Here is a 24,175-nt window from a genome sequence, read left to right as displayed (position 1 = left end):
AGGCCGCCCCGGCGCTCGGCCGCCGGTCCGGCAGGATGGGCCGGGTGCGCGCCGACATCGCGGAGCTCTTCGAGCTCGACCCGACCCTGACCCACCTCAACCACGGTGCGTTCGGCGCCGTGCCCCGGTCGGTCCGGGAGGCCCAGGACCGGGCCCGCGCCCGCATCGAGGCCGCGCCGATGCGGGCCTTCCGCGACGAGCTGCCGGCCGCCCTCGAGGCCGCGCGGGAGGCGGCCACCCGGTTCGTCGGCGGCGCCGCCGGGTCGACGGCCCTCGTGCGCAACGTCACCGAGGCCGTCGGCGTCGTGCTGCAGGGCCTCGACGTCGGCCCGGGCGACGAGGTGGTCGTCAGCAACCACGGCTACCTCACGGCGGGGTGGAGCGCGGAGGCGCGCGGCGCGACGCTCCGCACGGCGACGTTCGGCGTCGACGACCGGCCCACCGACGTCGTGGCGGCCTTCGCGGCGGCCGTGACCGAGCGCACGCGCCTCGTCGTCATCGACCAGGTCACCTCGCCCACCGCCATCGTGCTGCCCGTCGCGCAGGTGGCCGAGACCGTCGCGCCGGTGCCCGTCCTCGTCGACGCCGCCCACGTGCCGGGAGCCCTGCCGGGCCTCGACGTCGAGGCCCTCGGGGTGGCGTTCTGGGCCGGAAACCTGCACAAGTGGTCCTACACGCCCCGGGCCGCCGCGACGCTCTGGGTGGCGCCCGCGCACCGTGCGGCGATGCGCCCGCTCGTCACCTCGTGGGCCCACGGGCTGCCCTTCCCCGAGCGCTTCGACCTGCAGGGCACCGTCGACCACTCCGCCTGGGTCACGGTGCCCGACGGTCTCGCGGCGTGGGCCGACCTCGGCGGCTGGGAGCAGGTGGACCGCAACGCCGAGCTGCTCGTGCGCGGCGCCGACCACGTGGCCGCCGCGCTGGGCACGCAGAGCCCGCACGGCGGCATCCCTGCTGCCCCCTGCCTGCGCCTCGTCGCGCTGCCGGACGGCGTGGCGACGACGACCGACGCCGCCGAGGAGCTGTGGCAGCGCCTCAGTGCGGCCGGGCTCGTCGTGCCGCCGGTGGCCTTCGACGGACGGGGCTACCTGCGTCTCGCGGCAGCGCCCTACAACGACGAGGACGACTACGCGCGGCTCGCCGCCGCCCTGCCGGGCGTGCTGGCCGGCCTGCCGGCGCGTCCGGCGACGGGCGGGTGACCCGGCTGAGCCCGATGCGACCGATGGGGTGCCGGTGTGGAAAGATCGACCGACCGCCGGAACGCTGCCCACGAGGAGGCCCTGCGCCATGACAGACGCCCAGACGACCCCCTTCCACCGGGTCCTTCTCAAGCTCTCCGGTGAGGTGTTCGGGGGTGGCAGCATCGGCCTCGACCCGGCCGTCGTCGCCGGCATCGCCAAGCAGATCGCCGACGCCGTGCGCGGCGGCGTCGAGGTGGCCGTCGTCATCGGTGGCGGCAACTTCTTCCGCGGCGCCGAGCTGCAGCAGCGAGGCATGGACCGCACGCGCGCCGACTACATGGGCATGCTCGGCACCGTCATGAACTGCCTCGCGCTGCAGGACTTCCTCGAGAAGGAGGGCGTCGAGACCCGCGTGCAGTCCGCCATCGCGATGCAGCAGGTCGCGGAGCCCTACATCCCGCGCCGGGCCATCCGCCACCTCGAGAAGAGCCGCGTCGTCATCTTCGGCGCCGGAGCCGGCATGCCGTTCTTCTCGACCGACACGGTCAGCGCCCAGCGCGCGCTCGAGATCAAGTGCGACGCCGTGCTCATCGCCAAGAACGGCGTCGACGGCGTCTACGACTCCGACCCGCGCACCAACCCCGAGGCGAAGAAGCTCGAGACCGTCACCTTCCAGGATGCGATCGTCGAGGGCCTCAAGGTCGTCGACGCGGCCGCCTTCAGCCTCTGCATGGAGAACAAGCTGCCCATGGTCGTGTTCGGCATGGAGGGCGCGGGTAACATCACGCGCGCCCTGCTCGGTGAGAAGATCGGCACGCTGGTCACCAACGCCTGAGCGAGGACCGCCCGGCGCCGCACCACGCGGTCGCCCGGCCCAGCAGCACCGTGACGCACGACGCACGACGCACGACGAACGACGAACGACGAACGAACGACGACGAACGACCGACGAGGAAGCCAGGCACATGATCGAAGAGACGATGTTCGAGGCCGAGGAGAAGATGGACAAGGCCGTCGAGGTCCTCAAGGAGGACTTCGCGGGCATCCGCACCGGCCGCGCGAACCCGGGACTGTTCAACAAGCTGACGGTGGAGTACTACGGCGCCCCGACGCCCCTTCAGCAGCTCGCGTCCTTCCAGAACCCCGAGCCGCGCACCATCCTCGTCATCCCGTTCGACAAGTCGGCGATGCACGAGATCGAGAAGGCCATCCGCGACTCCGACCTCGGGGTCAACCCGAGCAGCGACGGCAACCAGATCCGCTGCGTCATGCCGGAGCTCACCGAGGAGCGCCGCCGCGAGTACATCAAGCTCGCGAGCCACAAGGCGGAGGAGGCACGCGTCTCCGTGCGCAACATCCGGCGCAAGGCCAAGACCGACCTCGACAAGCTCGTCAAGGACGGCGAGGTCGGCGAGGACGACGGGGCGCGCGCGGAGAAGGAGCTCGACGGGCTCACCAAGAAGCACACCGACCTCGTCGACGGTCTCGTCAAGGCCAAGGAGACCGAGCTGCTCGAGGTGTGACCTCGACGCTCGTCCCCGATGATGACGACTGACTCCCCGTCGGAGCCCGTGGACCCCGCCACGCGGGGTCCGCAGACCGACGGCGACGGGCTGCTCGAGCCCGTGCCCTACGACCCTGCCCTGGACGACCTCGCCGGCCTGCCGCCCGAGCAGGTGCTGGAGAAGAAGCAGAGCCGCGCCGGGCGCAACCTGCCGGCCGCGATCGGCGTGGGGGTCGGCCTCGGCGTGCTCATCGTCGCGACCCTGCTCATCCGCAAGGAGTCGTTCGTCGTCCTCGTGGCCGTCGCCGTGGCGGTCGGCATCTGGGAGATGCGGGCCGCGCTGCGCAACGCCGGCGTCCACGCGCCGCTCGCGCCACCGGTGCTCGGCATGGTCGCGACGCTGTGGGCCGCCTACGTGCACGGTCCCGTCGGGCTCGTCGTGGCGTGGGCGCTCACCTGCCTCGCCGTCGTGGTCTGGCGTGCTGCCGGTCGCCGTGAAGGGGCCGGGCGCGACGCGCTCGGCGGCGTCTTCATCTCGACCTACCCGCCCTTCCTCGTCGGGTTCGCGGTACTCCTGCTCGCGCCGGAGGACGGCCTGGGCCGCGTCTTCGTCTTCCTCATCACGACCGTGTGCAGCGACGTCGGCGGCTACGCCGCGGGCGTCCTCCTCGGCCGTCACCCGATGGCCCCCTCGATCAGCCCGAAGAAGTCGTGGGAGGGCTTCGCCGGGTCGGTGCTCCTCTGCGTCGTCGGCGGCTCCCTGACGGTGCACCTGCTGCTCGACCACTCGTGGGTCATCGGCATCGCGCTCGGGGTGGGGGTGGCGATCGCGGCCACCGTCGGGGACCTCATGGAGTCGCTCATCAAGCGCGACCTCGGCATCAAGGACATGTCGAACGTGCTCCCCGGCCACGGGGGCATCATGGACCGGCTCGACTCCCTCGTCGTCGTCGCGCCCGTCGTGTGGGCCGTGCTGACGCTCCTCGCCGCCCAGCCCTCCTGAGCCGTGGGAGACGACGAGCAGCCCGCGGCGGCGAGCCCGGCGAGGCCCTTCGACCACACCGGCCGCGTCGTGCTCGTCACGGGCGCCGGCAGCGCGACCGGCATCGGCTTCGCCAGCGCCCGGCTGCTCGGGCGGCTGGGCGCCGCGGTCGTGCTCGGCGCGACGACCGGGCGCGTCGCGGCCCGCGTCGACGAGCTGGCCGCCGAGGGCATCGAGGCCTCGGGCCTCGCCGGTGACCTCACCCGCCCCGAGGACGCCGACGCGCTCGTGCGGCACTGCCTCGCCCGGCACGGTCGCCTCGACGCCGTCGTCAACAACGCCGGCATGGTGAGCGCGGCCGACCCCGACACCCTCGGCGGCGACCTCGCCGCGACCGACCCGGAGCGGTGGCGGCGCTCCCTCGCGCGCAACCTCGACACCGCCTACCTCGTGACGCGCGCGTCGCTGACCGCGCTGCGGGCGTCGGGCTCGGGCCGGGTCGTGCTCGTCAGCAGCCTCACCGGCCCCGTCATGGCGATGCGGTCCGAGGTCGCCTACGCGACGGCCAAGGCCGGGCTTGTCGGTCTGGCCCGTGCGCTCGCCGTCGACGAGGCGCGGCACGGCGTCACGGTCAACGCGGTGGCGCCGGGCTGGGTCGCCACCGGCTCGCAGACCCCCGACGAGGCGCGCGAGGCGGGCGCCACCCCGCTCGGGCGCTCCGGCACCGCGGACGAGGTGGCCGCCGCCGTCGCGTTCCTCACCGCCCGCGAGGCGTCCTACGTCACGGGCCAGGTGCTCGTCGTCGACGGCGGCAACGCCGTGGCGGAGCAGCGCGCACCGCGTTTTGACTCCACCTGAGACACTGGTGGGGAGATGACTGACACTTCCGCCCCCGCCTCCGAGCCCGCCGCGCCGTCCGATGCCGCGTCAGCGCCTGCGACAGGTCCTGCGACGGCCCCCGTCGCGCTGCCCGAGCCGACGACCGCGCGTCCCGCGCCGGGCGAGCTGACCTTCCGCGCGCCCCGGCGCGGCAAGCCGCCGCGCCACCTCGCCGACCTCGCACCGGCGGAGCGCAAGGAGGCCGTCGAGTCGCTGGGGCACCAGGGGTTCCGCGCCAAGCAGCTCTCGACCCACTACTTCGAGCGCCTCGAGGACGACCCGGAGCAGATGACCGACCTGCCCAAGGCGGTCCGGGCCGAGCTCGTCTCCGACCTGCTGCCGACGCTGCTCACCCCGATCGTGCAGCGCGTGGCCGACGACGGCCAGACGATGAAGTACGCATGGCGGCTGCACGACGGCGCCATCGTCGAGTCGGTGCTCATGCGCTACCCGAACCGCGTCACCATCTGCATCTCGAGCCAGGCCGGCTGCGGCATGAACTGCCCCTTCTGCGCCACCGGCCAGGCCGGGCTCACCCGCAACATGTCGGCGGGCGAGATCGTCGAGCAGGTCGTGTGGGCGGCCCGGGCCCTCCGCCGCGGTGAGCTCGCCGGCGGCGGCGACGAGGACCGCGAGGCACCGCTGCGCGTCAGCAACGTCGTCTTCATGGGGATGGGCGAGGCGCTCGCCAACTACAAGGCGGCCGTCGGCGCGATCCGCCGCCTCACCGACCCCGCCCCCGACGGGCTCGGCCTCTCGGCACGCGGCATCACGATGTCGACCGTCGGCCTCGTGCCCGGCATCGACAAGCTGACGGCGGAGGGCATCCCCGTGACCCTCGCCCTCTCGCTGCACGCCCCCGACGACGAGCTGCGCAACGAGCTCGTGCCGATCAACACGCGCTGGTCGGTCGACGAGGCGCTCGACGCGGCGTACCGCTACTACGAGGCGACCGGGCGCCGGGTGTCGATCGAGTACGCCCTGATCCGCGACATGAACGACCAGGGCTGGCGCGCCGACCTGCTCGGCGAGAAGCTCAACCGGCGCGGCCGTGGCTGGGTGCACGTCAACCCGATCCCGCTCAACCCGACGCCGGGCTCGAAGTGGACCGCCTCGCGCCCCGGCGTCGAGCAGAACTTCGTCGAGCGGCTGCGCGCGCACGGCATCCCGACGACGATCCGCGACACCCGCGGGCAGGACATCGACGGGGCCTGCGGGCAACTCGCCGCCTCCACCGCCTGACGCGCGTACGCTGGCGGCGTGCAGGCGCCAGCTCTGACGCTCGGGGTCCTCGGCCGGTCGCTCAAGGAGAACGAGCACCGGCTGCCCATCCACCCACGCCACCTCGACCGCGTGCCCGCAGCGCTGCGCGAGGGGATCTTCCTCGAACGCGGCTACGGGGAGCGCCACGGCGTCGCGGATGACGAGCTCGAGCGCTTCGTCGGGGGACTGCGCAGCCGTGAGCAGCTCGTCGACGAGTGCGACGTCGTGCTCGCGCCCAAGCCGCTGCTGCAGGACATCACGGGGCTGCGCATCGGGCAGGTGCTGTGGGGCTGGCCGCACTGCGTGCAGGACGCCGAGCTGACCCAGGTGGCCATCGACCGGCAGCTGACCCTCATCGCCTTCGAGGCCATGAACCACTGGAACCGCGACGGGTCGTTCAACCTGCACGTCTTCCACAAGAACAACGAGCTCGCGGGCTACTGCTCGGTGCTGCACGCGCTGCAGCTCGCCGGCACGACGGGCTCGTACGGGCCGCACCGGCGGGCGGTCGTGATCGGCTTCGGCGCGACCGCCCGGGGCGCGGTGACGGCCCTGGGTGCCCTGGGCATCGGTGAGGTCGACGTGCTGACGCACCGGGAGCGCGCCGCCGTGGCCGCGCCGATCCACTCGGCCCGGATCGTGCACTTCGACACCGACGACACGACCGTGCGGGCCAGCCACGCGGTGACCGAGCACGGCAGGGTCGAGCTCGGCGAGTTCCTCGCCGACCACGACATCGTCGTCAACTGCGTCCTGCAGGACACCGATGCCCCGCTCGTCTTCATGGACGATCACGACCTCGAGCGGATGACCCCGGGCAGCATCGTCATCGACGTGTCCTGCGACGAGGGGATGGGCTTCAGCTGGGCGCGGCCGACGAGCTTCGCCGAGCCGACCTTCGTCGTGGGGGATCACGTGCTCTACTACGCGGTCGACCACAGCCCGTCCTACCTCTGGAACTCCGCCACGTGGGAGATCAGCGAGGCCCTGCTGCCGTTCCTGCCGACGGTCATGGCCGGGCCGGAGACCTGGGACTCCTCGCCGACGATCCGGCGCGCCATCGAGATCCGGGGCGGGGTCATCCAGAACCCGGCGATCCTCTCGTTCCAGGGCCGCTCGGCCGTGCACCCGCACGCGCCGATCGCCACCTGAGAACGCCTCCGCGCGCCCGGACGCCGTGGCCGACCTCGTCCCGGTGCGCGCGACCCGGTGCTCTCGAAGGTTTGACATGCCGTCCGGTCCCCGGCGGACTCCTCCTTGCCCGCCGGGAACCGGGCCGTACTCCGGCACCAAGGTTGTCGGGGAACCGTGCACCGTGTGCCCGGAGCCCCCTGTGCTCACGCGCCCCTGAAGGCGCGACACGTGGTGACCGACGGCTGACGCCGCCGGAGTGCCCCCCTAGACCCTGCCCTGTTGTGCCGGTTCGACCGGCGAAGACAGGGTGACATCCGGGAGGGTGCACGCGGCATCCCCCGTGGGTGGACGGAGCGGCTCCACCAGAGGGGGAGGGTCTCTCGCCCTTCTGGGGCTGCCGGGTCGGTAGCGTGGGTGCCTCGGAGTGGTTCGCAGCTCGCAGCGATGCGGCGGTTCGGGGACGCAGGAAGGCAGCACGTGGCGACGAGGGCGCAGGGGACCACGAGGCTGTCGGACGCGACCCTGCTGGCGCTGCGTCACGCCGACGAGGTCATCCACAAGGCCGACCGGTCGGACGTCTTCACGGCCTACGACGCCTTTCGCGCGGCCATCGGTGCGCTCGTGCCCCTCGACGACTTCTACGTCGGCCTCATCAACGAGGCCGACCGGCGGATCAGCTATCCCTACGTCTTCAGCAACGGCGCCTACCTCGAGGGCGGCACGCTGACGTTCGGTCCGTCCGGCGTCGTGGCCTGGGTGCTCGCGTCGCGCCGCCCGTACCGGTATGCCGACGACGGCGGTGCGCTGCTCAACCGCGGGTCGCGCTTCGGCGACGACGACCTCTCCGCGGACGCGCTCGTCGTGCCGATGGTCAGCAGCGACGGCACCCGCGTCGTCGGCGTCGTCGGGGCCCTCTCGGACACCCCCGGCGCCTTCACCGACGAGAGCGCGGCCGCCATGGAGTGGCTCGCGGCCCTCGTCGTGGACCGGGTCCACGCGAGCGACCCGTCGCGCAACCTCAACCTCGGCCTCGTCTACCCGGAGCTCGAGGGGGAGGGCGACCCGAGCCTGCTGCTCGCCGTCAACACGGCCTGCCGTGAGCTGACGGCCGTCTCGCGCGAGCTCCAGGAGATCGCCACGGCCCTCGAGACCGGGGGTGACGCCGACACCGCCCGCCGGCTCTCCGAGATCGGGACGCGCTGCTTCGAGATCCAGGCGAGCGTCATCACGCGCGTCGGTCCGGTCGCCGACGAGCCGCCGCCCGACCCGCTCGCGGCGCTGTCCCCCCGCGAGCGTGCCGTCGTCGAGCTCGTCACCGGTCCGCTCGGCGACCCCGGCAACGTCGGGATCGCCGAGACCCTGGGCATCGGTCCCGCGACGGTCAAGACGCACATGGCCTCGCTGCTCGACAAGCTGGGACTCGAGCACCGCAGCGAGCTGCGCTGGGTCGTCCGCGAAGGCGGTGGCACCGGCCCCGGCAACGGCACCGCCACCGGCAACGGCAACGGCCACGGCGACGGCAACGGCACGGACAGCGGCGGCCGGGGTCGTGCGCCGCGGCGCTCCCGCAGCCAGGCTCCCGCGTCCCGCGGTCGCCGCCCGGGGTCGTAGGCGTTCAGGCGGGCTCGGCGCGGTAGGTGCGGCGGTAGGCCAGCGGCGACATCCCGACCGCCGCCGCGAGGTGCTGGCGCAGCGAGGCCGCCGTGCCGAACCCCGCCTCGTCCGCGACCCGGTCGACCGGCAGGTCGGTCGTCTCGAGCAGGTGCCGCGCGCGATCGAGCCTGGCCCGCCCGAGCCAGGCGCCCGCCGTCTCGCCGGTCTCGTCCCGGAAGCGCCGGGTGAAGGTGCGCACGCTCATGCCGGCGTGCGCGGCGAGGTCGCTGAGCCCGATCGGCTCGTCGAGGCGCTCGAGGGCCCACGCCCGCGTCGATCCCGTGGCGGAGGCGCCCCCGGGGCCGGGACCGGCCGGCACCGGTCGCTCGATGAACTGGGCCTGCCCACCGGCCCGCCACGGCGCCACGACCGCCCCGCGCGCGACCCGGTTGGCGTCCTCGGTGCCGAGGTCCCGGCGCAGCACGTGGAGCAGCAGGTCGATGCCGGCCGCGTTGCCCGCCGAGGTGAGCACGTCGCCGTGGTCGACGTAGAGCACGTCCGGGGTGAGCGTGACGGCGGGGAAGTGCCGGGCGAAGGCGGCGGCGTGCGCCCAGTGGGTGGTGGCCTCGCGTCCGTCGAGCCTGCCCAGGCCGGCGAGGACGAAGGCGCCGGTGCAGATCGAGAGCCACCGGGCGTCCGGTCGTGCGGTCGCCGCCAGGGCGCGCAGCTCGTCGGGCAGCCGGCCCTCGGAGACGATCGGGCTGTTCGTGATGCCCGGCACCACGACGGTGTCGGCCGTCGCGACGACCGAGCGCGGGTGGGTCGGGAGCGCGGCGTAGCCCGCTGACGTGGTGACCGGCCCGTCGTCGAGGGTGCACATCGTCACCTCGTAGGGCGCCGGACCGGTCGTGGGCCGGCCCGGCGCGCCCGGCTCGAGGGCCCCGGCGCGCAGGAAACGGTGCGGCAGGCCCAGCTCGAAGGCGACGACGCCGTCGAGCGCGAGCACCGCGACGTGATGGGAGCGGTCGGTCGGCAGGCGCATGGCCAGATTCTTGCACATCGTGTCCTTCGGGCCACTCGCGTCGAGGCACCCGGATGCCGGAGGGTGGGCGCGTGAGCCTCACCGACCGCCGTGCCGGCGACGTCCCCGACGACGCCGTGCCCCCCGTGCCCGCCCTGCCCGCCCCGCCCGCCCCGCCCACCCTGCCCGCAGTCCGTGGGGTGCACCCCGCGTGGTGTGTGGCCGCCGTCACGTTCCTGACGATCATCGGGGCGGCCGGCTTCCGGTCGACCCCCGGCGTGCTCATGACGCCCCTGCACGAGGAGTTCGGCTGGCCGATGGGCGTCATCGGCCTCGCGGTCTCGGTCAACCTCGTGCTCTTCGGGCTCGCGGCGCCCTTCTCCGCCGCGCTGATGGAGCACCTGGGCGTGCGGCGGGTCGTCGCAGTGGCCCTCCTCCTCGTCGGGGTCGGCTCGCTGCTGCCCGTGTGGGTCACGCAGTCGTGGCAGCTCGTGCTGTGCTGGGGCATCGTCGTCGGCCTGGGCACGGGCGCCATGTCGATGGGCCTCGTCGCGACCGTGTCGGGCCGCTGGTTCGTCGCGCGGCGCGGGCTCGTCACCGGCATCCTCACGGCCGCCGGCGCGACGGGCCAGCTCATCTTCCTGCCCGCCCTCGCGTGGCTCGCCGAGCACCACGGCTGGCGCACGGCCGCGATCACGACGTCCGTCGTCGCCGTCGCCGTCGTGCCGCTCGTGGTGCTCCGGCTGCACGACCACCCGAGCGTGCTCGGTCGCACCGCGTACGGCGCCCCGGAGGACGCCCCGGTCGCCCGCCCGCCGCGGCCGTCGGCGCACCCCGTCCACGTCGCGCTGGCCACGCTGCGCGACGCCGCCCGCACCCGGGTGTTCTGGTTGCTCGCCGGCAGCTTCGCCGTCTGCGGCGCCTCGACGAACGGGCTCGTCGGCACCCACTTCATCCCGGCCGCCCACGACCACGGCATGCCGACGACGACGGCGGCCGGCCTGCTCGCGCTCGTCGGGATCTTCGACGTCGTCGGCACGATCTTCTCCGGCTGGCTCACCGACCGCGTCGACCCGCGCGTCCTGCTCGCCGCCTACTACACCCTGCGCGGCGCCTCGCTCTTCCTGCTCCCCTCGCTCTTCGGCGACACGATGCACGTCAGCATGCTGGCGTTCGTCCTCTTCTACGGCCTCGACTGGGTGGCCACCGTGCCCCCGACGATCGCCCTGTGCCGCAGCGCCTACGGCGACCGGGCCCCGGTCGTGTTCGGCTGGGTCTTCGCCGCGCACCAGCTCGGTGCGGCCGTCGCGGCGGTCGGCGCGGGCCTCGTGCGCGACCAGCTCGGCACCTACGACCTCGCGTGGTACGTCGCAGGCGCGCTCTGCCTCGTCGCCGCGGCCTTGTGCGTGGCGATCACGACCGTTCGTCTGTCAGATGCGTCACCTCGGCGCACGGACTCTGGCGCGGAGGCGGCCCCGACGGCACAGTGAGGCCATGGGAGACGTCATCGACGACGGGACGGGCGCGGACACGGCCGCGACGACGAACGCACCAGTGGACGCACGAGCCGAGCCAGCGGCGGACACGAGCGCGAGCGGGCACGCGGACGGCGGTGCCGTGACGGCATACCGGAGCATGCACGAGGCGAGCCTGCGCGACCCGGAAGGCTTCTGGCGCGAGGCCGCCCGCGGCATCGACTGGGTGACGCCGCCGACGCGCGTCCTCGACGACACGCGTCCGCCGTTCTACCGCTGGTATCCCGATGCCGAGCTCAACGTCTGCTTCAACGCGCTCGACCGGCACGTGGTGGCCGGGCGCGGCGAGCAGCCCGCGCTCCACTACGACTCGCCGGTCACCGGCACGCAGGAGACGATCACGTATGCCGGCCTGCTCGAGCGCGTCGCCCGCTTCGCGGGTGCCCTCGCCGGGCTCGGGGTCGAGAAGGGCGACCGCGTCGTCATCTACATGCCGATGGTGCCGGAGGCGGTCGTCGCGATGCTCGCGTGCGCGCGGCTCGGGGCCGTGCACTCCGTGGTGTTCGGCGGGTTCGCGCCGCAGGAGCTCGCGGCGCGCATCGAGGACGCGGCGCCCAAGGTCGTCGTGTCGGCCAGCTGCGGCGTCGAGCCGTCGCGCGTCGTGCCCTACAAGCCGATGCTCGACGAGGCGCTCCACCGCAGCAGCCACAAGCCCGAGTCGGTCGTCGTGCTCCAGCGCGAGCAGCTGCGGGCCGCGGTGGGGGAGCGCGACACCGACTGGGAGGAGATGACCTGGGACGAGGTCGACGCCGACGCCGAGCCGGCCGACTGCGTCACCGTCGCGGCGACCGACCCGCTCTACGTCCTCTACACCTCCGGCACGACCGGCCGGCCCAAGGGGATCTACCGCGACAGCGGCGGGTACGCGGTCGCGCTGCGCTGGTCGATGGCCAACGTCTACGACGTGGCGCCGGGCGAGACGATGTTCACGGCGAGCGACGTGGGCTGGGTCGTCGGGCACTCCTACATCGTCTACGCCCCGCTGCTCACCGGCGCGACGACGGTGCTCTACGAGGGCAAGCCGGTCGGCACGCCCGACGCGGGCGCGTTCTGGCGGGTCATCGAGCAGTACGGCGCCGTCTGCCTCTTCACCGCCCCGACGGCCTTCCGGGCGATCAAGAAGGACGACTCGAACGCGTCGAAGCTCGCCGGTCACGACCTGTCGCGCTTCCGTGCGCTGTTCCTCGCCGGCGAGCGCCTCGACCCCGACACGTATGCGTGGGCCTCCGAGGCGCTCGGCAGGCCGGTGATCGACAACTGGTGGCAGACCGAGACCGGGTGGCCGATCGCCGCCAACCCCAAGGGGATCGGACTGCTGCCGATCAAGCCGGGGTCGCCGACCGTGCCGGTGCCGGGCTACGACGTGACGGTGCTCGACGGCGCCGGTGAGCCGGTCGCCCCGGGGGTCGAGGGCGCGATCTGCATCAAGCTGCCGATGCCCCCGGGAACGCTGCCGACCCTCTGGGGTGACGACGAGCGCTACGTCAGCTCCTACCTCTCCGCGTTCCCGGGCTACTACCTGACCGGGGACGGCGGCCACCTCGACGAGGACGGCTACCTCTACGTCATGGGTCGCACCGACGACGTGCTCAACGTGGCCGGGCACCGCCTGTCGACCGGGTCGCTCGAGGAGGCGCTCGCCGGGCACGAGGCCGTCGCCGAGTGCGCGGTCATCGGGGTCCACGACGACCTCAAGGGGCAGGTGCCGCGGGCCCTCGTCGTGCTCAAGTCGGGGATCGACGCCGAGCGCGAGGGGCAGCGCATCCGGTCGGAGCTCGTGGCACGCGTGCGGGCCGAGGTCGGTCCGGTCGCGGCCCTGCACCGGGTCGACATCGTGGCAGGCCTGCCCAAGACGCGGTCGGGCAAGATCCTGCGCAAGACGATGCGCGAGATGGCCGACGGCAAGAGCCCGGCCGTGCCGGCCACGATCGAGGACGCCGCGGTGCTCGACACCCTGGCCCCCGTCCTCAGGTCGTCCGACCCCACCTGAGCAACCCGCTCGGCGGCTGGAACTGCGCCACGGCGCGGTTGCAGCTGCGTATCGCGCCCTCGGGCGGCTGGAACTGCGCCACGGCGCGGTCTCGGCGTCAGGGGAGCGGGGTCGGGGCGGTGGGCGCGCTCGGCAGCAGGAGGGGCGCCACCTCCTCGAGCGCGTCGACGAGGTGCACGGCCTGCTCCATCGGTCGTCCCGCCGCGAGGGCACGGACCGCCGGCCAGACGGGCACGCGATCGGTCCAGTGGCGCCGGCCGACGAGCACGAGCGGCGGCAGCACGGCGTCCTCGGGGGCGTAGAAGAGCGGGGTCACGGCCTGGAACACCTCCTGCACCGTGCCGGCCGCGCCCTCGAGGACCACGACGCCGGCGTTCGAGCGCGCGAGCAGCCCCTCCTCGCGGATCGCGTTCGAGAAGTACTTGGCGATGGCGTCGCAGAAGACGTTGGGCGGCTCGTGGCCGTAGAACCACGTCGGGATGCCGAGCGACCGGGCGGAGGGGCCCAGCGTCTCGGTCGGTCCGACCGGCTCGCCACCGGCGACGTCGGCGCGCACCGACAGGGCCACCTGCGCCCAGGAGGTGACGTCCGGGCGGAACCCGGGGACGCCTGCGAGCCGACCCAGGGCGTCGTCGACGTCGGGCCGGCTGCGGCAGAGCGCGCCGAGGTTCGCCGCCTCCATGGCGCCCGGGCCGCCACCGGTCGCGACGAGGTGGCCGGCCTCGGCCAGAGTGTGGCCGAGGAGCGCGGCAGCCGCATACGCCGACGAGTCTCGTTGCAGCGCATGGCCGCCCATGATCCCGACGACCGAGCGGCGCGCGACGAACTCGTCCAGCTCGTCGGTCACGGAGTCGTCGTGGATGGCGCGCACGAGGGTGCAGTACGCGTCGCTGCGCAGCCGGGCGTCGACCGACCAGTGGTAGGCGCGGGCGTCCGGCGTGGCGGCATACCCGTGCTCCAGCCCGGCGTAGAGGTCGCCGGGCAGGTAGAGCCCGCGCCACGGGTCGACGGGTGCGTCGGCGACGCCGGGGAAGACGATGGCGCCCCGTCGCAGCAGCAGCTCGCCGACGCCCAGCGGCACCGTGCCGCCGAGCACAACCAGCCCGGTGAGGTCGCGCCGTGCGGCGAGGCGCGCCTCGTAGCCGGTGAGGTCGAGGTCCTGCAGGCGCAGTCCGCGCACGGGCGCCCCCGAGTCGAGGTGGTCGTCCAGCTCGTCGAGGGTCTCGATCTCCATGCGCCCATCCTGCCCGCCCGCGCGCTCGTCGCTCGCGTGGGCGGCCCGTGTCGAGGTGCCGTGCGTGCCGACGGGCGGACCGGCCGACGAGCGCGCGGACGGCGCTGCGAGGATCGGGGCCATGGTCGGGGTGCTGGAGGGTTTCGCGACGATCGCGGTCATCGTCGCGGTCGGCTGGTTGCTCGCCGACCGGCGCGTGCTCGACGAGTCCGCGCAGGGCAACCTCTCCCGGCTCGCCTTCCACGTCGCGTCCCCGGCGCTGCTGCTCACCGTCATGCAGCGCACCCCCCTCGACGCCGTGCTCTCGGCGAACCTCGTCACCTCGCTCATCAGCTTCGCCACGGTCGTGGGTGTCTACCTCGTCGTGGCCCGACTCCGTTGGGCCGGAGCCTCGCTCGGCTCCCGAGTGATCGGCGGGCTGTCCGCCGGCTACGTCAACGCCGGAAACCTCGGCATCCCCATCGCCCTCTACGTGCTCGGTGACGTGGCCTGGGTGGCCCCGACGCTGCTCATGCAGCTGCTCGTCATCACGCCGATCGCCATGGCGCTCTTCGACAGCGACGCGAGGGGCGAGCGACCGACGCTCGGTCGCAGCCTGCGGCGGATGCTCGGCAACCCGATCACCCTCGGCGCCGTCGCCGGCCTGCTCATCGCCGTCTTCGACGTGCACCTGCCGCGCGTCGTCGCCGCCCCGATCGACCTGCTCGGGGCGATGGCCGTGCCCTCGATGCTCGTCGCCTTCGGCATCTCGCTCCGACGCGGCCCGCGCCCGGCAGCGGGGCACACGGCCGGTCACGTCTGGACCCTCGTCGCGCTCAAGGTGGCGCTCATGCCGGCCGTCGGGCTCGGCGTGGGTCTGGCCCTCGGGCTGCGGGGGCAGGCGCTCTTCGCCGTCGTCGTGACGGCCGCGCTGCCCACGGCGCAGAACATCTTCACGTATGCCGTCCGCTACCGGCGCGAGGTCAACCTGGCGCGTGACGCCATCTTCGTCAGCACGTTCGCGTCGGTGCCGGTCATCGTCGGCATCGCGGGGCTCTTCCACGCCTTCGCCGGCGTCTGACGGGCAGAGCCCGGCCGATCCGCGCGCAGGTGTGCGGGCGGCCCACGGCGGGCCGGCGACCGCGGCGCCGCGACGTCGCGACGTCGCGTGCGGCTCAGCCCCAGTTGGCTGCCTGGGTCAGGCAGAAGGGGTGGCCGCTCGGGTCGAGCAGCACCCGCCAGGTCTCGCCGGGCTGCTCGTCCGGCAGCGTCGCCCCCGCGGTCACGCACTCCGCAGCCGCCGCGTCGAGGTCGTCGACGGCCAGGTCGAAGTGGAACTGCTTGCTGCCGTGCGCGTTCGGCCATCCAGCGGGCTCGTGGTCCTCGACGAGGCCCAGCCCGAGCGCGACCCCGCCGGGTCCGCTCAACATCGCGTACTCGTCCTGCACGTGCGCGACGTCCCAGCCGAGCACGGTCGACCAGAACGCGGCGTCGCGTCGGGCGTCCGAGCTGTCGAGCGTGATCATCTTGAGGGTGGCGACGGCCATGTCGGGTCCTTTCGTCAGCGGCGGTTGCTGCCTCCGAGTGTGCCGCGCCGCCCCGCCCGCCGTCTTGGACGAAACCGACACGTCCGCGCGCGAGCCGGGACCAGCGCCGGCGGTCCGGATCCCGTCGCGGGGCGGGGTGCCACCGCGACGGGATCCGGACCCGGTCCGCGCCTCGCGACCGCGGGTTCCGTCAGAAGCCGCCGCCGAAGTCGCCACCGCCGAAGTCGCCACCGCCGAAGTCCCCTCCGCCGAAGTCCCCTCCGCCGAAGTCCCCTCCGCCGAAGCCGCCACCGAAGTCGCTGCCGAGATCGCCCCCGGCCAGGTCGCTGCCACCGGCATCCCCACCGGCATCCCCACCGGCATCCCCACCGGGATCGCCACCGGCGTCCCCACCGGCATCGCCCGCGTCTCCCGAGTCGGCCCCGGCGTCCCCGGCTTCCTGCGCCTCGGGGGAGGAGTCGTAGCCGCCGAGCATCATGTCGGCGAGCGCGGAGCCGACGACGACACCAGCGATGGTGCCGAGCATGGAACCGCCGATGAGGCCGCCCATGCCCATGCCGCCCCGACCGCCCATGCCACCCATGCCGGGGCGTCCGCCACCGAAGGCACCCTGCAGGTAGCCGGGTCGGCCCATCTCGGCGCGCGTGGCGCTGCGGGCGAGGTCGGCGGGCTGGTCGCTGACCGGCCGCTCGGCCTCGGGCAGGTCCTCGTTGAGGCGCTGCAGCACCATCTGGCGCTGCTCGGGCGAGAGCTTCGCGAAGGCCTCGGTGTGCACGCGCTCGATGTCCTCGGGCGGCGCCGTGCGCAGCAGGTACTTGTAGCGGGCGATGGCCCGCTCGTCCTCGCTCGAGGCGCCGCCCCGGGGCGCGGGCACGGCGTACGGCGCACCAGCCGGTGCCGGCGCCTGCGGCGGGCGCTGGCCCTGCTGCTGGGCCTGCTGCTGGAGCGGCTCACGTCCGAGGAGCTTGTCGAGGAATCCCATGTCTTCTCCTATGCGTCGGCGGTGCGTCGGCGTCGCACTCGCCCGATACCTACCCCAACGAACGGCGGACGCCAGCGTTCCGACGGCCTGCGCCGGGCCGGGGACGCACGAAGCCACCCGCGGACGGGTGGCTTCGTGCGGTGCTGCCGGGCGGCATACGGCCGTGGACCGGCGCGCTGGGAAACTGCTCAGAGGTGGTTCTCGGCCTCCGTCAGCACCGAGCGCAGGCGCGACTCGATGTCGTCGAACTCGGCCTGGCCCATGATGAGCGGGGGCGCGAGCTGGATGACGGGGTCGCCGCGGTCGTCGGCGCGGCAGTAGAGGCCGGCGTCGAAGAGCGCCTTGGAGAGGAAGCCGCGCAGGAGCCGCTCCGACTCGGCGTCGTTGAACGTCTCGCGGGTGCTCTTGTCCTTGACGAGCTCGATGCCGTAGAAGAAGCCGGCGCCGCGCACGTCGCCGACGAGCGGCAGGTCGAGCAGCTTCTCGAGGGTCGACTTGAAGAGCGGGGCGTTGTCCTTGACGTGCTGGTTGAGGCCCTCGCGCTCGAAGATGTCGAGGTTGGCCATCGCGACGGCCGCCGACACGGGGTGGCCACCGAAGGTGTAGCCGTGCGGGAAGTACGTCGTGCCGTTCTTGAACGGCTCGAAGAGGCGGTCGCTCGCGATCATCGCGCCGATGGGGGAGTAGCCGCTCGTCATGCCCTTGGCGCAGGTGATGATGTCGGGCACGTAGCCGAAGTCGTCGCACGCGAACATCGAGCCGATGCGCCCGAAGGAGCAGATGACCTCGTCGGAGACGAGGAGCACGTCGTACTCGTCGCAGATCTCGCGGACGCGCTCGAAGTAGCCGGCCGGCGGCGGGAAGCAGCCGCCCGAGTTCTGCACCGGCTCGAGGAAGACGGCCGCGACGGTGTCGGGGCCCTCGAACTCGATGGCCTCGGCGATGCGGTCGGCGGCCCAGCGGCCGAAGGCCTTCTCGTCGTCGCGCAGGTGCTCGGGCGCGCGGTACTGGTTGGTGTTCGGCACCTTGTGCGCGCCGGGCACCAGGGGCTCGAACATCTCCTTGGCGGCCGGGATGCCGGTGATCGACAGGGCGCCCTGGGGCGTGCCGTGGTAGGCGACGGCACGCGAGATGACCTTGTGCTTCGTCGGCTTGCCGACGAGCTTGTAGTACTGCTTCGCGAGCTTCCACGCGGTCTCGACGGCCTCGCCGCCGCCCGTCGTGAAGAAGACGCGGTTGAGGTCGCCGGGTGCGTGGCTGGCGAGGCGCTCGGCGAGCTCGATCGCCTTGGGGTGCGCGTAGCTCCAGAGCGGAAAGAAGGCGAGCTCCTTGGCCTGCTTGGCGGCCGCCTCCGCGAGCTCCTCGCGGCCGTGGCCGACCTGGACGACGAAGAGGCCGGCGAGGCCGTCGATGTACTCGTTGCCGCGGTCGTCCCAGATCTTCCAGCCCTGGCCCTTGGTGATGATGGGGACCGAGTGGCCGAGGCCGCCCTCGCTGCGGTCCTCGAAGACCGAGTGGCGCGTGAAGTGCATCCACAGGTGATCGCGCGCGGCCTCCGAGTGGAGCGTGCCGGCGGGCGTGCGGTGGTCCGAGGTGGGTTCCCAGACCTCGTTCGGGTTGATGCTCATCGTGTACCCCAGTTGTAGAGCTGTTTGTTGAGTTTCAGGTAGACGAACGTCTCGGTGGCCGTGACCCCGGGCAGCGCCCGGATGCGGGTCGTGAGCAGCTCGAGGAGGTGGTTGTCGTCCTCGCAGACGACCTCGGCGAGCACGTCGAAGCTGCCCGCCGTCGTGACGACGTAGCCGACCTCGTCGATGGCCGAGAGGGCGTCGGTGACCGGCGTGATGTCGCCGGAGACGCGGAGCCCGACCATGGCTTGGCGCTGGAACCCGACCTGGAGCGGGTCCGTCACGGCGACGATCTGCATGACGTCGGCGTCGAGGAGGCGTTGCACGCGCTGGCGCACCGCCGCCTCGGACAGCCCGACCTGCTGCGCGATCGACGCGTAGGACTTGCGTCCGTCGTGCTGGAGCAGCTCGATGATCGTCTTGCTCACCGCGTCGAGGTTGACGGCAGGCTTCCGGGGGTGGTTGCCTCCAGATGCGGCCACACCTCGGATCGTCGTCATGCGCCGATACTGTCCTGTGGAACGCGCGGTTGGCAAGTGTCCGCGCGACTGATTCCGAAGTTTTTTCTCGCCAACTCTTCCTGATTGCGAAGGCCAGCGTCTAGCATTCCGGCATGAGTTCCCAGCCCCGCCAGCTCCGCAACTTCATCGGTGGCCAGTACGTCGACCACGACGGCGAGCGCACGACCGACATCGTCGACCCGTCCACCGCCGGCGTCGTCGCGCAGGCCCCGGTCAGCACGCAGGCCGACGTCGACCGGGCGTACGCCGCGGCCGCGACGGCGTTCGAGACGTGGGGCGACACGACGCCCGGGGAGCGACAGGCCGCCCTGCTGAAGTTCGCGGACGCCATCGAGGCTCGGGCCGAGGACTTCATCCGCCTCGAGGCCGAGAACACCGGCAAGCCGCACGCCCTGACGCGCAGCGAGGAGGTGCCCCCGATGCTCGACCAGCTGCGCTTCTTCGCCGGCGCGGCACGGGTGCTCGAGGGCAAGTCGGCGGGCGAGTACATGAAGGGCCACACCTCGTTCGTGCGGCGTGAGCCGATCGGCGTCGTCGGCCAGGTCACGCCCTGGAACTACCCGATGATGATGGCGATGTGGAAGATCGCCCCGGCGCTCGCCGCGGGCAACACCATCGTGCTCAAGCCGTCCGACACAACGCCCGAGACCACCCTCCTGCTCGCCGAGCTCGCGTCGGAGTTCCTGCCCGAGGGCACCCTCAACGTCATCACCGGCGACCGGGAGACCGGCCGGATGGTCGTCGAGCACCGCACGCCCGCCCTCGTGGCGATCACCGGCTCGGTGCGCGCCGGCATGCAGGTCGCGGAGAGCGCCTCGCGCGACCTCAAGCGCGTGCACCTCGAGCTCGGTGGCAAGGCCCCGGTCATCGTCTTCGACGACGCCGACATCGAGGCGGCCGTCGAGGGGATCGCCGTCGGCGGCTACTTCAACGCCGGCCAGGACTGCACGGCGGCCACCCGCGTGCTGGCCGGCCCGCGCATCCACGACGACTTCGTCGCCGCCCTCGCGGAGTACGCGAAGAGCTCGGCCAAGGTCGGGCGCCCGGACGACGAGGACGCCCTCTTCGGCCCGGTCAACAACCCCAACCAGGTGGCGCACGTCGGCGGCATGATCGACCGACTGCCCGACCACGCGCGGATCGCCGCCGGTGGTCGCCGCGCCGAGGGCCTGGGCGACGGCTACTTCTTCGAGCCCACGGTGCTCGCCGGCCTGCGCCAGGACGACGAGCAGATCCAGAACGAGATCTTCGGGCCCGTCATCACCGTGCAGCAGTTCAGCGACGAGGCCGAGGCGCTCGCGTGGGCGAACGGCGTGCAGTACGGCCTGGCCTCCAGCGTGTGGACCCGCGACTTCGGCAAGGCGATGCGGATGAGCAAGAGGCTCGACTTCGGCTGCGTCTGGATCAACACCCACATCCCGGTCGTCGCCGAGATGCCGCACGGCGGCTTCAAGCACAGCGGCTACGGCAAGGACCTCTCGATGTACGGCCTCGAGGACTACACGCGCGTCAAGCACGTCATGGCCAACATCGAGTCCTGACCACCTCCGACCCACCCCTGGCCCACACCTGTTCGACCACCGCACCGGCAGAACGGAGCTCGCGCCTCGGCGTCATCGCAGCACCAGCCACCGAAGCACCAGCCACCGGAGCACCAGCCACCGGAGCACCAGCCACCGGAGCACCAGCCACCGAAGCACCAGCCACCGAAGCACCAGCCACCGAAGCACCAGGGGAAGTCTTGACGGACACCGTCGTCCGGGCTCCCGGTCCACCCGGGCCGGGGGCGTTCACCCGCACGTGAAGGAGAAGGCGTGAGAAAGCGTCGCCCCCCATCGGACCCCGGCGTCCGAGCGCTGGCCTCCATGGCCGCATCGTCAGGCTTCTCCCGACGGGCGCTGCTCGGCGGCGGGGCCGCCGGCCTCGCCGCCCTCGGCCTGTCCGGGTGCGCGCCGCCGCTGCCGCCCGCCGGGGGCAAGTCGGCGCTCAAGCTGCCCACGGACGTCAGCGACACCGAGAAGGTCGTCCGGTGGGCCAACTGGACCGCCTACCTCGACCAGGACGAGAACGCGACGAAGTACCCGACGCTCGAGGCGTTCACCAAGCGCACCGGCATCAAGGCGAGCTACTACGTCGACATCGAGGACAACGACTCGTACTTCAACAAGATCGCCCCGCAGCTGCGGGCCAAGCAGGACATCGACCGCGACGTCTTCGTCTTCACCGACTGGATGGCGAACCGCATCATCCGGGACGAGCTCGTGCAGCCGCTCGACCTCATCCGCATGCCGCACGCGCCGAACCTGCTGGAGTCGCTCAAGGAGGTCTCCTTCGACCCGGGTCGGCAGAACTCCCTGACGTGGCAGTCGGGCTTCGCCGGCATCGGCTACAACCGCGAGAAGGTGGGCCGCGAGCTCAAGTCGCTCGACGACCTCTGGGCCGACGACCTCAAGGGCCGTGTCGTCGTGCTGAGCGAGTTCCGCGACACCGCAGGCCTGATCATGCAGCAGCAGGGCGTCGACCTGACGAGCAACTTCGACAAGGCGGCCGTCGAGAAGGCCTTCGCCGAGGTCGACAAGCGTGTCTCGGAGGGCTTCATCCGCAGGATCAAGGGCAACAGCTACCTCGAGGACCTCAAGAGCGGGAACGCCGTCGCCGGCATCGTGTGGAGCGGTGACCTCTTCGTCCTGCGCGCCGAGACGGGCAACGACAACTGGCAGTTCGTCATCCCCGAGTCCGGCGGCACGCTCTGGTCGGACAACATGATGATCCCCATCACCTCGACCCACCGGCGCAACGCGATGGCGCTCATGGACTACTACTACGAGCCCGCGGTGGCGGCCGAGGTCGCGGCGTACGTCAACTACGTCTGCCCGGTCCAGGGCGCCAAGGCCGAGATGGAGAAGATCGACCCGGAGCTCGCCGCGAGCCCGTTCATCTTCCCGTCCGAGGACTACATCAAGAAGAACAACGTCCAGAGCTTCCGCGCGCTCACGTCGCAGGAGGACGCGGACTACAGCGCCCTGTGGGCGAAGGTGGTGGGGAACTGATGGCCCGCAAGTCGAGCGGCTTCCGCCAGGCGTCCGGAGACCTCCGGATCGACCACGTCACCAAGGAGTTCGCCGCGTTCACCGCGGTCGACGACCTCGTCCTCGACGTGCCGCGTGGCTCGTTCTTCGCGCTGCTCGGCCCGTCGGGCTGCGGCAAGACGACGACCCTGCGGATGATCGCCGGGCTCGAGCAGCCGACGAGCGGCCGCGTGCTCATCGGCGACACCGACCTCACCGGATCGCGGCCGTACGAGCGGCCGGTCAACACGGTCTTCCAGAGCTACGCGCTCTTCCCGCACCTGACCATCGGCGACAACGTGGCCTTCGGCCCGAAGCGTCGCGGTGAGCCCGACGCGGCCGGCAAGGCGGCGGAGGCCCTCGAGCTCGTGCAGATGACGCACCTCGCCGGACGCAAGCCGGCGCAGCTCTCGGGTGGCCAGCAGCAGCGCGTCGCGCTCGCCCGGGCGCTCGTCAACCGGCCCGAGGTGCTGCTGCTCGACGAACCGCTCGGCGCGCTCGACCTCAAGCTGCGCCGCGAGATGCAGGTCGAGCTGAAGCGCATCCAGACCGAGGTGGGGCTGACCTTCATCCACGTGACGCACGACCAGGAGGAGGCCATGACGATGGCCGACACCGTGGCCGTCATGAACGCCGGCCGGATCGAGCAGATGGGTGCGCCCGAGGCGCTCTACGACCTGCCGCGCACGGCGTTCGTCGCGAACTTCCTCGGCCAGTCGAACCTCGGGCACGGTCGCATCGTCGACCGCGACGGCGAGCACCTCGTCGCCGAGGTGGCCGGCACGCGCGTCCGGGTCCCCACCAACCGGTCCTCGGCCGAGGGCGACGACATCGTCTTCGGGGTGCGCCCCGAGAAGGTGCGCCTGCACGAGAGCCGCCCCGAGGGGGCCGGCAACGACGTCCGTGGCACGGTCACCGACGTCAGCTTCACGGGCGTCGCGACGCAGTACCTCGTCACGGTGCCGAGCGGGGCGACCTGGGTCGTCTACGAGCAGAACCTCGACGTCGAGCCCAACACGGTGCGCGCGGGCGACGAGGTCTGGCTCGGCTGGGAGACCGGGCACGCGTTCGCCGTGTCCCGGACCGACACCCCGGCCGCCCAGCAGCCCGCGAACGGGTCCGCCGGCACCGCGAGGCAGGACGGGGGAGTCGGCAGCACGGACGCACCCGAGGTGGTGCCCTCGTGAGCGTCGCGCAGGGTCTCGCCGCCCCTCCGGGACCGGCCGGCGCGCCGGACGTCGATCCGGCCGCCACGCACCGGGGCCGGCGCTGGGTGCCCTACCTGCTCCTGCTGCCCGGCATGGTGTGGCTCGGCGTCTTCTTCGTCTGGCCGCTCGTGCAGCTCGCCGCGGTGTCGCTGCAGTCGCAGTTCCCCGGCTACCCCGGGTACTACTACCGCGACGTCAACGTCGGCAACTACGCCGCGGCGATCACCGAGTTCGCCGGCCACTTCGGTCGCTCGCTGCTCTTCGCCGGCCTCGCGACGCTCTTCGCCTTCCTGCTCGCCTACCCGCTCGCCTACGCCATGGCGTTCAAGGCCGGCCGCTGGCGCAACGTCATGATGATCTGCGTCATCGCGCCGTTCTTCACCTCGTTCATCCTGCGCACCATCGCGTGGCGCCAGATCCTCGCCGACGAGGGCCCGGTGGCCTCGACGCTCAACGCCCTGCACCTGCTGCCGGGCGGGCACATCACCGAGACCTGGGTGGCCGTCGTCGCGGGCCTGACGTACAACTTCCTGCCCTTCATGGTGCTGCCGATCTACGCCTCCCTCGAGCGCGCCGACCCCAAGGTCATCGAGGCGGGCGGTGACCTCTACGCGAACGGCCTCACGACGTTCCGCACCGTCACGCTGCCGATGAGCATGCCGGGTGTCATCGCCGGCACCCTGCTGACCTTCATCCCCGCGGCCGGTGACTACGTCAACGCCGAGCTGCTCGGCTCCGACCGGAGCACGAAGATGGTCGGCAACGTCATCGAGAGCCAGTTCTTCCGGGTGCTCGGTGGCTACCCGACAGCTGCCGCGCTCTCGTTCACCCTGATGGCCATGATCCTCGCGCTGGTGTTCCTCTACATCCGGCGCTTCGGGACGGAGGAGCTGCTGTGACCGCTGCCAGGCGCTGGGTCGCCGACC

The 24,175-nt window shown here is 72.5% G+C and carries 21 protein-coding genes; 15 read left to right on the top strand and 6 right to left on the bottom strand.

Annotation, left to right across the window (positions count from 1 at the left end; all coding sequences use genetic code 11):
- Positions 1 to 44: 44 nt before the first annotated feature.
- The 8 genes from ABT295_RS05870 to ABT295_RS05835 all read left to right on the top strand — a co-directional run bounded on the left by ABT295_RS05870 (position 45) and on the right by ABT295_RS05835 (position 8,554).
- On the top strand, positions 45 to 1,199 hold the full coding sequence (locus tag ABT295_RS05870; RefSeq protein WP_352393465.1) for an aminotransferase class V-fold PLP-dependent enzyme: 1,155 nt from the start codon (positions 45 to 47) through the stop codon (positions 1,197 to 1,199).
- 88 nt (positions 1,200 to 1,287) lie between these two features.
- The gene (gene pyrH, locus ABT295_RS05865; RefSeq protein WP_352393464.1) at positions 1,288 to 2,016 is read left to right on the top strand and encodes a UMP kinase; all 729 of its coding nucleotides are present in this window, start codon (positions 1,288 to 1,290) and stop codon (positions 2,014 to 2,016) included.
- Positions 2,017 to 2,146: 130 nt separating this feature from the next.
- Positions 2,147 to 2,704 carry a ribosome recycling factor gene (gene frr / locus ABT295_RS05860; protein ID WP_345507096.1) on the top strand — a complete coding sequence of 186 codons (558 nt, stop codon included), beginning with the start codon at positions 2,147 to 2,149 and terminating at the stop codon, positions 2,702 to 2,704.
- An 18-nt stretch (positions 2,705 to 2,722) separates the two neighbouring features.
- Complete coding sequence (locus ABT295_RS05855) at positions 2,723 to 3,688, top strand: phosphatidate cytidylyltransferase (protein ID WP_352393463.1); 966 nt, start codon at positions 2,723 to 2,725, stop codon at positions 3,686 to 3,688.
- Positions 3,689 to 3,691: 3 nt separating this feature from the next.
- Entirely contained in the window at positions 3,692 to 4,525 is an 834-nt protein-coding gene (locus ABT295_RS05850) for an SDR family NAD(P)-dependent oxidoreductase (protein WP_352393462.1), read from the top strand.
- A gap of 15 nt (positions 4,526 to 4,540) precedes the next feature.
- Positions 4,541 to 5,788, top strand: coding sequence for a dual-specificity RNA methyltransferase RlmN (gene rlmN, locus ABT295_RS05845; protein WP_352393461.1), 1,248 nt, complete (start codon positions 4,541 to 4,543; stop codon positions 5,786 to 5,788).
- Positions 5,789 to 5,806: 18 nt separating this feature from the next.
- The gene (locus ABT295_RS05840; protein WP_352393460.1) at positions 5,807 to 6,961 is read left to right on the top strand and encodes a N(5)-(carboxyethyl)ornithine synthase; all 1,155 of its coding nucleotides are present in this window, start codon (positions 5,807 to 5,809) and stop codon (positions 6,959 to 6,961) included.
- Between the two features lie 459 nt (positions 6,962 to 7,420).
- Entirely contained in the window at positions 7,421 to 8,554 is a 1,134-nt protein-coding gene (locus tag ABT295_RS05835; RefSeq protein ID WP_352393459.1) for a LuxR C-terminal-related transcriptional regulator, read from the top strand.
- 4 nt (positions 8,555 to 8,558) lie between these two features.
- On the opposite strand, the gene ABT295_RS05830 is transcribed toward ABT295_RS05835, so the two are convergent.
- Entirely contained in the window at positions 8,559 to 9,578 is a 1,020-nt protein-coding gene (locus ABT295_RS05830) for a GlxA family transcriptional regulator (RefSeq protein ID WP_352393458.1), read from the bottom strand.
- 71 nt (positions 9,579 to 9,649) lie between these two features.
- Between ABT295_RS05830 and ABT295_RS05825 the strand changes: the two genes are divergently transcribed.
- On the top strand, positions 9,650 to 11,047 hold the full coding sequence (locus ABT295_RS05825) for an MFS transporter (protein ID WP_352393457.1): 1,398 nt from the start codon (positions 9,650 to 9,652) through the stop codon (positions 11,045 to 11,047).
- Positions 11,048 to 11,192: 145 nt separating this feature from the next.
- Positions 11,193 to 13,082 carry a propionyl-CoA synthetase gene (locus ABT295_RS05820; RefSeq protein ID WP_502991130.1) on the top strand — a complete coding sequence of 630 codons (1,890 nt, stop codon included), beginning with the start codon at positions 11,193 to 11,195 and terminating at the stop codon, positions 13,080 to 13,082.
- A 97-nt stretch (positions 13,083 to 13,179) separates the two neighbouring features.
- On the opposite strand, the gene ABT295_RS05815 is transcribed toward ABT295_RS05820, so the two are convergent.
- Entirely contained in the window at positions 13,180 to 14,316 is a 1,137-nt protein-coding gene (locus tag ABT295_RS05815; protein ID WP_352393455.1) for an LOG family protein, read from the bottom strand.
- Between the two features lie 64 nt (positions 14,317 to 14,380).
- On the opposite strand from ABT295_RS05815, the gene ABT295_RS05810 reads away from it, so the two are divergent.
- Positions 14,381 to 15,376, top strand: a complete 996-nt coding sequence (locus tag ABT295_RS05810; RefSeq protein ID WP_352393454.1) for an AEC family transporter — start codon at positions 14,381 to 14,383, stop codon at positions 15,374 to 15,376.
- A gap of 94 nt (positions 15,377 to 15,470) precedes the next feature.
- Here ABT295_RS05810 and ABT295_RS05805 read toward each other — a convergent pair whose 3' ends face one another.
- The 4 genes from ABT295_RS05805 to ABT295_RS05790 all read right to left on the bottom strand — a co-directional run bounded on the left by ABT295_RS05805 (position 15,471) and on the right by ABT295_RS05790 (position 18,952).
- The gene (locus tag ABT295_RS05805; RefSeq protein WP_352393453.1) at positions 15,471 to 15,842 is read right to left on the bottom strand and encodes a VOC family protein; all 372 of its coding nucleotides are present in this window, start codon (positions 15,840 to 15,842) and stop codon (positions 15,471 to 15,473) included.
- A gap of 190 nt (positions 15,843 to 16,032) precedes the next feature.
- A complete protein-coding gene (locus tag ABT295_RS05800) occupies positions 16,033 to 16,824 on the bottom strand; it encodes a hypothetical protein (RefSeq protein ID WP_352393452.1) in 792 nt (263 codons plus the stop codon).
- A gap of 188 nt (positions 16,825 to 17,012) precedes the next feature.
- Complete coding sequence (locus tag ABT295_RS05795; RefSeq protein ID WP_352393451.1) at positions 17,013 to 18,452, bottom strand: aspartate aminotransferase family protein; 1,440 nt, start codon at positions 18,450 to 18,452, stop codon at positions 17,013 to 17,015.
- Positions 18,449 to 18,952, bottom strand: coding sequence for an Lrp/AsnC family transcriptional regulator (locus ABT295_RS05790; protein ID WP_345507110.1), 504 nt, complete (start codon positions 18,950 to 18,952; stop codon positions 18,449 to 18,451). Before ABT295_RS05790 ends, ABT295_RS05795 begins: the two co-directional genes overlap by 4 nt.
- Before the next feature lie 113 nt (positions 18,953 to 19,065).
- Between ABT295_RS05790 and ABT295_RS05785 the strand changes: the two genes are divergently transcribed.
- The 4 genes from ABT295_RS05785 (at position 19,066) to ABT295_RS05770 (ending at position 24,148) form a co-directional block, all read left to right on the top strand.
- Positions 19,066 to 20,514, top strand: a complete 1,449-nt coding sequence (locus ABT295_RS05785) for a gamma-aminobutyraldehyde dehydrogenase (protein WP_352393450.1) — start codon at positions 19,066 to 19,068, stop codon at positions 20,512 to 20,514.
- Between the two features lie 324 nt (positions 20,515 to 20,838).
- Positions 20,839 to 22,023: an ABC transporter substrate-binding protein gene (locus ABT295_RS05780; protein ID WP_352393449.1), complete on the top strand. Its 1,185-nt coding sequence runs from the start codon at positions 20,839 to 20,841 to the stop codon at positions 22,021 to 22,023.
- Complete coding sequence (locus ABT295_RS05775; RefSeq protein WP_352393448.1) at positions 22,023 to 23,228, top strand: ABC transporter ATP-binding protein; 1,206 nt, start codon at positions 22,023 to 22,025, stop codon at positions 23,226 to 23,228. The genes ABT295_RS05780 and ABT295_RS05775 overlap by 1 nt, the downstream gene beginning before the upstream one ends.
- The gene (locus ABT295_RS05770) at positions 23,225 to 24,148 is read left to right on the top strand and encodes an ABC transporter permease (RefSeq protein ID WP_352393447.1); all 924 of its coding nucleotides are present in this window, start codon (positions 23,225 to 23,227) and stop codon (positions 24,146 to 24,148) included. The genes ABT295_RS05775 and ABT295_RS05770 overlap by 4 nt, the downstream gene beginning before the upstream one ends.
- Positions 24,149 to 24,175 lie beyond the last annotated feature (27 nt).

This window comes from Terrabacter sp. NPDC000476 (assembly GCF_040300125.1).
Lineage (GTDB): Bacteria > Actinomycetota > Actinomycetes > Actinomycetales > Dermatophilaceae > Terrabacter.
The sequence above is the reverse complement of the archived record's forward strand: the minus strand, read 5'-3'. Positions and strand labels throughout refer to the sequence as shown.